Here is an 8,094-nt window from a genome sequence, read left to right on the forward strand (position 1 = left end):
TAGATTTCTACAAGGAAGTGCAATTTTCCTCGCACGTCATCCATCTCGTGTCGCGCGTGGTGGGCGAAGTGCAACCGGACACCAACACCATCCAGATTTATGCCGACCCCTTCCCCGCCGGAACGCTCTCCGGCGCACCAAAAATGCGGGCGATGGAACTCATCCGCGACATTGAGCCGCACAACCGCGGTGCCTACGGCGGCTGCATCGGCTACATCGGCTTAAACGGCGACCTCAACCAAGCCATCACCATCCGCTCCTTCATCAGCAAAAACAACGTGCTCTACTATCAGGCAGGCGCGGGCATCACGGCACGCTCCAACGATGAATCGGAATTGCAGGAGGTGAATAACAAACTTGGGGCATTGAAGACGGCGGTGGATATTGCGGTAACAATTAAAAATTAACGCGCATTACCGACATCTTTTTCACAAACAAAATGCAGCATACAGCGGGACGCTCTTGATGGCATTCTCGAAGCCGAAGTTTTTCTCTGAAATCCGTATCGCGTAGGGCGGTTTGTATTTCTGAATAAATGTGTTCAGACTCTTGGAGCGGTTGTTTTCGCTGCTTTTCACCTCAATCGGAATGATTTCGCCACCGATTGAGACAACAAAATCGACTTCGCTGCTGCTGTTTGTTTCCCAAAAATAGAGGTCGTAACCCCGTTGAGTCAGCTCCATCGCGATATAGTTTTCGGTGATGGCACCTCTGTACATCTGATTGAAGACAGGCAAATTTTCGCGGGTCACTTTAAGGAATTGCGAAAGCAGCCCCACATCTGCGAGATACAATTTGAACGCACTCATATCCGCATATTGAGCCGAAGGAACATCTCCACGAGTTGTTTTAGTGCATTTGAGAGCAATACCGGCCGTTTTAAGCCAATAGACCGAATCCTTGAACGTGTCCGTACGCGCCCCTTTTTCAATTGCGCTGTAAACAAACTTATTGCTTGGTCTTTCACTATTTCCGAGCTGAACCGGAATCGAATTATAGAGCATGATATTCCGAATACCTTGCGATTTTTCAGTATATTTAGTCATATCTGCAGTGTATGACGCAGAAAGCAACTTTTGAATATCCGTCAAATTTGGCGTTGCGGAATTATCAATATAAGTTTGCACGGCAAGCGGCATCCCACCAACGAGCAGATATTCGCGATAGAGTTCAAGGGCTTCATTATGCAACAGGACGGGCATTTTCTTGTTATTCGCAAAATGTTCTGCAATTTTGGTTGCGAGCATCGTTTTCTGTTTTTCCCACAGAAATTCCTCAAAACTAAGCGGATACATCGTCTTGATGTAAACTTTGCCGACCGGAAAGGAAGTGCCCGGCGCATCCGGCTTCTGATGTTTCAGAGCAACACCGAGCAACGACCCGGCAGCTACAATATCATACTGTGGAGCATTTTCGGCAAAATATTTGAGCGAAGTGAGGGCACGGGGGCACTCCTGAACCTCATCGAAAATAATAAGTGTCGTGTGGGGATGGATTGCCACGCCAAAAAACTCCGCAAGCACGGCAATAATGCGGTCGGGCTTCAAGTCGCCCTCCTCAAAATAGCCTTGCAACGACACATCCGAATCAAAGTTGGCATACACGACATTGTCGTAATACATCGCCCCAAATTCTTTTAATGCGTAAGTCTTCCCAACCTGCCTTGCGCCTTGTAAAATCAAGGGCATTCGCGGCATGTAAGACTTTTTCCACTCAAGCATTTCATCAATAATTTTTCGCTTCATATACCTGTTTTTTTGAGTTTCGCTACTAATTTTGTAAAATTTCGCAAATTTAGGTGGGGTAAATTTGTAAATTTCGACACAAAGGTAGGTATAATTTTTGGAATAGCAAAGATAAATGAAAAAAAATGAAAAAAATTTGCAATTTATGCTTGTTATTAAAAAAAATCTTTGTACCTTTGCGCCCGATTTAAAAAGATAAACAATTAAAGTATAATAATTTAAATAATTAATGTTATGACAAAAGCAAATATTGTAAATGCAATTGCGAAAGAGACTGGGATTGACCGAGCTACGGTGTTAGCATCGGTCGAGGGTTTTATGAACCAGGTGATGCTGGCAATGAACAACGGCGACAACGTGTTCCTGCGCGGTTTTGGTTCGTTTGTGGTGAAAAAAAGAGCTGCTAAGGCTGCACGCCACATCAAAAACAACACAACTATCATGGTGCCGGAACGCCATGTGCCGACTTTCAAACCGTCTGCGTATTTCACGGACAACATGAGAGCCAAGTTGGACAAAAAAGGCAAAAAGTAATTCATCAACTAAAAAATTAAACTATGCCTAGTGGTAAAAAAAGGAAGAGACATAAAATGTCCACGCACAAGCGTAAAAAGAGACTGAGGAAAAATCGTCATAAGAAGAAGAAATAAGTAATAGGCGCACTCAGATGCGCCTATTATGTTGGTATAACATAAAAATTGAACATGTGATTAGTGAATTAGTAATCGACGTTCAACCGACTGAGGTGTCTATAGCGATGCTCGAAGACGAACGTTTGGTTGAGTTTCAGAAAGAAGCACGTAACATTTCATTCGCGGTAGGCGATATTTATCTCGGGAAAATTCGTAAGTTGATGCCGGGACTGAATGCTGCATTTATTGATGTGGGGCATCCGAAAGAGGCGTTTCTGCATTATGCGGATTTAGGGACAAATTTCAACCGGTTAGATAAATTTGTGAAGACGGTGGCTACCGAGAAGAAGCGATTGCCACCGCTCGGCAAGTTTATGGCGGAGCCGGAAGTGGCCAAAGAAGGCAGTCTGACGGATGTGCTGAAGCAATTCGATGATGTGCTGGTGCAAATTGTGAAAGAGCCTATCTCGACGAAAGGACCGCGCGTGTCCTGCGAAATTTCGTACGCCGGTCGCTATCTGGTGGCGATGCCGTTCGGCGATAAAGTGAATGTTTCGTCCAAAATTAAGTCGGCTGAAGAGCGGGTGCGCTTGAAACAGTTGATACAGAGCATCAAACCGAAAAATTTCTCGGTCATCGTGCGCACGTCGTCTGAAGGAAAGCGCGTGGCAGAACTCGATGCAGAGCTTCGCGGGCTGGTCAAACGTTGGAACGACAGTATGTCGAAAGTGCAAAAATTGAAGGGACCCGCACTGATTTGTGAGGAAACAGGGCGCACAGTGGCTCTGTTGCGCGATATTTTCAGCCCCACTTTCGAGCATATCTACATCAATGACAAAGAAATTTACGAAGAAATTCGCGATTATGTGAGCCTGATTGCGCCCGAACGTGTCCCCATAGTGGAGCATTACAGGGGTAATATGCCCATGTTAGACCATTTCAACGTCACGCGGCAGCTCAGGTCGGGATTCGGGCGAACGGTCACGCTCAAAAAGGGTGCCTATCTGATTGTGGAGCACACGGAGGCGATGCACGTCATTGATGTGAACAGCGGCAATCGCAAAGGAACTGTGGGACAGGAGAATACGGCGGTGGAAGTGAATCAGGCGGCGGCACTGGAAATTGCACGCCAACTGCGTATGCGGGATATGGGCGGCATCATCGCGGTGGATTTCATTGACATGCACGAGCAGGAAAATCGTCAGATATTGTTGGACACGATGCGCACGCTGATGGATAACGACCGTGCAAAGCATAACATCTTGCCACTCAACAGGTTTGGCGTGATGATGATTACCCGTCAGCGGGTGCGTCCGATTTTGGATTTTGCCAACACGGAGATGTGCCCCGTATGCTTCGGCACCGGTCAAATCAAACCGTCAATACTGTTTGAAGACATTTTGGAGGCAAAAGTGGGCGATTTGGTGAAACAACTGAAAGTGACAAACTTTAAGTTGCATGTGCATCCGTTTGTGGCGGCATACCTCAACCAAGGCTTTTTCACCAAGAAAAGGAAGTGGCAGATAAAATTTGGCACCCGTTTCAAAGTCGTCCCCGACCAAAGTCTGGGCGTGTTGGAATACAAATTTTTCAACAAACACAAAATTGAATTGGACATGAAAGACGAAAGCCTGTCGGCAGTGGCACAGTTACCAGTTACCAGTTACCAGTTACCTGAGTATCTGACGGTGAACAAGCCCAACACCAAGATAACTGATAATTGAACTGGTCACTGATAACTGGAAACTGATAACTGGTAACTGATAACTGAATATGTTAAGAATAGCTGTACAAACAAAAGGGCGTCTCAATGACGACACGATGCGCCTGCTGACCGAGGCGGGCATTAAATTGTCCATCGGCAAGCGCAATTTGCTGGTTGCTTCGCAAACATTTCCGCTGGAATTGCTGTTTTTGCGCGATGATGATATTCCGCAGGCTGTTGCCGATGGCACTTCCGACGTGGGTATTGTGGGCGAAAACGAGTTTGTGGAAAAGCAAAAAGATGCAGAACTCGTTAAACGATTGGGCTTTAGCCACTGCCGACTGTCGTTGGCTGTACCCAAAGAGGCTGAATATCAAGGGTTGAATTGGTTCGCAGGCAAAAAAATCGCAACTTCTTACCCCGAAATTCTGTCCGAATTTTTGAGAAAAAACGCCATCAAAGCAAATATTCACGTCATCAGCGGCTCGGTGGAAATTGCACCAAGTATCGGTTTGGCAGATGCCATTTTCGACATCGTGAGTTCAGGTAGTACACTTATTACCAACCACTTACGAGAGGTGGAAGTGGTGATGCAGTCGGAAGCCGTGTTGATTAAAAACACGGCATTGAGCAACGACAAACAAGCCATTTTGGACGAACTAATCTTCCGGCTGGAAACTATTCAAAACTCTGCCGACAAAAAATACCTGCTCCTGAACGCCCCCAACGACAAATTGTCGGAAATCGTCGCCATCCTGCCCGGAATGCGCAGCCCCACTGTCCTGCCGCTGGCACAAGCCGGATGGAGTTCGGTACATTCGGTGATTGACGAGAAACACTTTTGGGAGGTGGTCAGCAAGTTGAAAGCCGCCGGAGCCGAAGGCATTTTGGTGTTGCCGATAGAAAAAATGATTCCATAGAACTGATATACACCGCATGCGTCTTCCCAATGCGGGCAATTAAATTATTAAACTAAATCCTACTCTGTGAGGCTTTGTAGGGCTTGCCCCTATTTTGTGTCAGTTGTTGGTCAATCTATTTGTCCTTCTCAATCACCATACACACATAAAAAAGCGCAGACAAAACTCTTAAATTTCCTATCTGCTTTCTGAGGTTCTCGACTACCTAAATTCCCAAATAAACGGAGTAATGCCCTCGCCGAGCGGCGCGAGCGTTATCACCTTTACTTTTCGGGAACTTTTGAAATTGTCGAGATTTCAGAAAGCCCAAATAATAAGCTAAACGCTTTTTCTCATCTTAAAATGTGCGTATTATCACTGTCATGTCATCATAATCTCCTATAAACTAAAAAGTTAATCACTCCCGTCTTAGCCCATTCATTCGAGCCAATATCCGGTCAACATGTGCCTGTTCATTACGCAACACAAACTCAGGCGCAAAGGTAAGGATTTTTTTTTGAGCAACATCCATGTTTCCGCCCATTTCTACGTTAAATAAAGTTAAACCTGTCAGGTTTCGAAGACCTAACTTACAATGCAAAAAAAACTCCCGACCACATTGGGGGTAGTCAGGAGTCCCGGTTAACTATGAAAAGAATTTTTAAAATTTATACAATATGTGAATAGCAGGCACAAACAATTCGTATGGTTCGGAAGCAATGTTCAGTTTGGCTTCCAAGCCAAGCGAAAGCACGTCGGTTAAAGCAAAATCGGCACCTGCACCGAGACTGATACCGGTAATCGGTTCTGAGACAGAAACCCCTCCTGCACTAACCGTCCAATTCCTGAATACCACTCCTGCTAATGGATAGATGGCGAGTTTGTCGGTTGCATTAAACAAAAAGTGGACATCGGCATTGATGTCATAAGCACTCATGACTCCGTCGCCCAAAAAATAATTATAGGATGGCGACACTCTGACGTGGTCGGTAATCCCGTAATTAAATTTAGCACCGACAGATAAACTTCCGAAGTATTCACCGGTACCATACCCAAAGTTTAAGCCAAAGGCTTTCTCGCCCTTTTGAGCATTAACGCTCACTCCACATACTGCTGCAAGCAGTAACGATAAAAACTTTTTTTTCACTTTGAAATTTTTCTTACGTCCGTTCCTTATGCGGACAATCACTCTTATTTGTTGGGAACTTTTGAAATTGTCGAGATTTCAGAAAGCCCAAATAATAAGCTAAACGCTTTTTCCAATCCTAATTCGGGCGCAAAGGTAAGGATTATTTTTTAAGCAACAAAATCCTGAATCAGACATTTATAAAATAAAATTGCCTATCTTTGTACCCACAAAATACAAAAAAAAGTATGGAAGCAAAAAAATGTAAGCGGTTGCCTTACGGCAATTCAGATTTTGAGAGTGTCAGGACAGGGGGGTATGCGTATGTGGATAAGACGCGGTTCATTGAGTTGTTGGAAAATGAGCCTAACAGAAACCTGTTTTTCATCCGCCCGCGCAAGTTTGGCAAGAGTTTGTTTTTTTCGATGCTGTCGCACTATTACGACATCGCCGAAGCAGACAAATTTGAGCAGTTGTTCGGCGATTTGTACATCGGGAAGCATCCTACGCCGATGAAAAATAGCTATTTGGTGCTGAAATTTAATTTTTCGGGATTGAACACAAGCACCGAAAATGATTTTCAGATTTCGTTTATAGGCAAAATACAACAATCATTGCTTGCTTTTTTGGACGAACATGCCAACTATATTCCTGATGCAGCAAAATACAAGAAAGAATGTGAGGAGCAAATGTCCTTGACAGGCAAGTTGTTGGTTGCTTTTAGAGCCGCATTATCCGCCAAACGCAAAATCTATGTTATCATTGACGAGTACGACCATTTTGCCAACGACCTGATGGCTTTGGGAACAACTGTGGGCGATGATGTTTATCGCAAAATGGTGAGAGCCAACGGCATAGTGCGCGATTTTTACGAAACATTGAAAGAAGGTACTGAAACGGTCATTAACGGCATCATGATTACCGGCATCACACCCATCATGCTGGACGACATGACCAGCGGGTTCAATATCGCCAGCAGCCTGTCGCTCGACCCTTTATATAACGAAATGCTTGGGTTTACGGCGGATGAGGTGAAGGCACTGATGATTGAAACGGGTGTTGACCCCGCGCTGATTAATGTGGATATGGAGCTGTTCTACAACGGGTATCTGTTCCACAAAGACGGAGAACATCGGGTATATAATCCTTCGATGATGCTCTATTTTTTTAATCAAATATTAAGAAGCGGGAAAGTGCCCGAAAATATCGTTGATGAGAACCTGAAAACGGACTACGGACGATTGAGGTCGTTGATAATGAACGAACAAAACAGTACGCAACTGATGGAGATAATCCAAAATAACGGCATCGTATCGGAAATTATTCCCAAATTTTCCATCGACCAATTGCACGACAACGAGTATTTTGTTTCTCTCTTGTTTTACATGGGTTTGCTCACTATCGACCGGCAGGAAGAGGGGCTTCTACGCCTGAAAATACCCAACTATTCCATACGGACGATTTATTGGGACTACATCCTACGGCTCATCAAGGACAGAAACGAGGATGTGTTGATTGATTTTACCCAATTGAGATTAGCCGTCAGGGAGTTGGCTTACCGTGGCAATCCTGTTCCGTTCGTTGATTATGTCAGCCGGAACATTCTCATTCGTCTGTCGAATCGCGACCTTGAACGTTTCGATGAGAAGCAAATAAAAATCATCCTTTTGGGCACTTTGTTCCAAAGCAAAATGTTTGTTCCCATCACAGAATTGGAGGTAACGCAAGGATACACAGACGTTTGGCTACAACGCAGCCATCTCTTCCCCGAAATTCCTCACGAATGGGTGTGGGAAATCAAATATGTCAAAAAGGCAGGGTTGCGGCGCGACACGGCTTTACAAACCGCACGCGACAAAGCCCGCGAGCAATTAGAGAAATACCGCCGGTCGCATCAGTTCGCCGGTCGCACAGATGTGCGCTACCTGTCGGGGATATTCATCGGGAAAGACAAATATGAGATGACAGAGCTGGCTGTCTGAATCAG

At 45.0% G+C, this 8,094-nt stretch carries 6 protein-coding genes and 1 pseudogene; 5 read left to right on the forward strand and 2 right to left on the reverse strand.

Going from position 1 to position 8,094, the window contains the following annotated elements:
- The coding region (locus tag ASC50_RS03670; RefSeq protein WP_193391200.1) for a chorismate-binding protein at window positions 1-407 on the forward strand (407 nt) is incomplete at its 5' end.
- A 21-nt stretch (window positions 408-428) separates the two neighbouring features.
- Here the strand turns inward: ASC50_RS03670 and ASC50_RS03675 are convergent.
- Window positions 429-1,745 carry an ATP-binding protein gene (locus ASC50_RS03675; protein ID WP_055432967.1) on the reverse strand — a complete coding sequence of 439 codons (1,317 nt, stop codon included), beginning with the start codon at window positions 1,743-1,745 and terminating at the stop codon, window positions 429-431.
- Window positions 1,746-1,979: 234 nt separating this feature from the next.
- Here ASC50_RS03675 and ASC50_RS03680 point away from each other — a divergent pair, with 234 nt between their 5' ends.
- The 3 genes and pseudogenes from ASC50_RS03680 to hisG all read left to right on the forward strand — a co-directional run bounded on the left by ASC50_RS03680 (window position 1,980) and on the right by hisG (window position 5,002).
- On the forward strand, window positions 1,980-2,279 hold the full coding sequence (locus ASC50_RS03680; protein WP_055432969.1) for an HU family DNA-binding protein: 300 nt from the start codon (window positions 1,980-1,982) through the stop codon (window positions 2,277-2,279).
- Window positions 2,280-2,451: 172 nt separating this feature from the next.
- Window positions 2,452-4,005 (forward strand): annotated as a pseudogene (locus ASC50_RS03685) (Rne/Rng family ribonuclease); the annotation flags it as partial.
- A 145-nt stretch (window positions 4,006-4,150) separates the two neighbouring features.
- Window positions 4,151-5,002 (forward strand): ATP phosphoribosyltransferase, encoded by an 852-nt coding sequence (gene hisG, locus ASC50_RS03690; RefSeq protein ID WP_055432970.1) that lies wholly within the window; start codon window positions 4,151-4,153, stop codon window positions 5,000-5,002.
- A 640-nt stretch (window positions 5,003-5,642) separates the two neighbouring features.
- On the opposite strand, the gene ASC50_RS03695 is transcribed toward hisG, so the two are convergent.
- On the reverse strand, window positions 5,643-6,128 hold the full coding sequence (locus tag ASC50_RS03695; protein WP_158648381.1) for an outer membrane beta-barrel protein: 486 nt from the start codon (window positions 6,126-6,128) through the stop codon (window positions 5,643-5,645).
- A gap of 227 nt (window positions 6,129-6,355) precedes the next feature.
- Here ASC50_RS03695 and ASC50_RS03700 point away from each other — a divergent pair, with 227 nt between their 5' ends.
- Window positions 6,356-8,089 (forward strand): AAA family ATPase, encoded by a 1,734-nt coding sequence (locus ASC50_RS03700; protein ID WP_056928725.1) that lies wholly within the window; start codon window positions 6,356-6,358, stop codon window positions 8,087-8,089.
- Window positions 8,090-8,094 lie beyond the last annotated feature (5 nt).

Source organism: Candidatus Symbiothrix dinenymphae, from assembly GCF_001431085.1.

Coding starts and splice junctions, on each gene's coding strand:
- ASC50_RS03675 (WP_055432967.1), bottom strand. CDS start 1,745: ATGAAGCGAAAAATTATTGATGAAATGCTTGAGTGGAAAAAGTCTTAC.
- ASC50_RS03680 (WP_055432969.1), top strand. CDS start 1,980: ATGACAAAAGCAAATATTGTAAATGCAATTGCGAAAGAGACTGGGATT.
- hisG (WP_055432970.1), top strand. CDS start 4,151: ATGTTAAGAATAGCTGTACAAACAAAAGGGCGTCTCAATGACGACACG.
- ASC50_RS03700 (WP_056928725.1), top strand. CDS start 6,356: ATGGAAGCAAAAAAATGTAAGCGGTTGCCTTACGGCAATTCAGATTTT.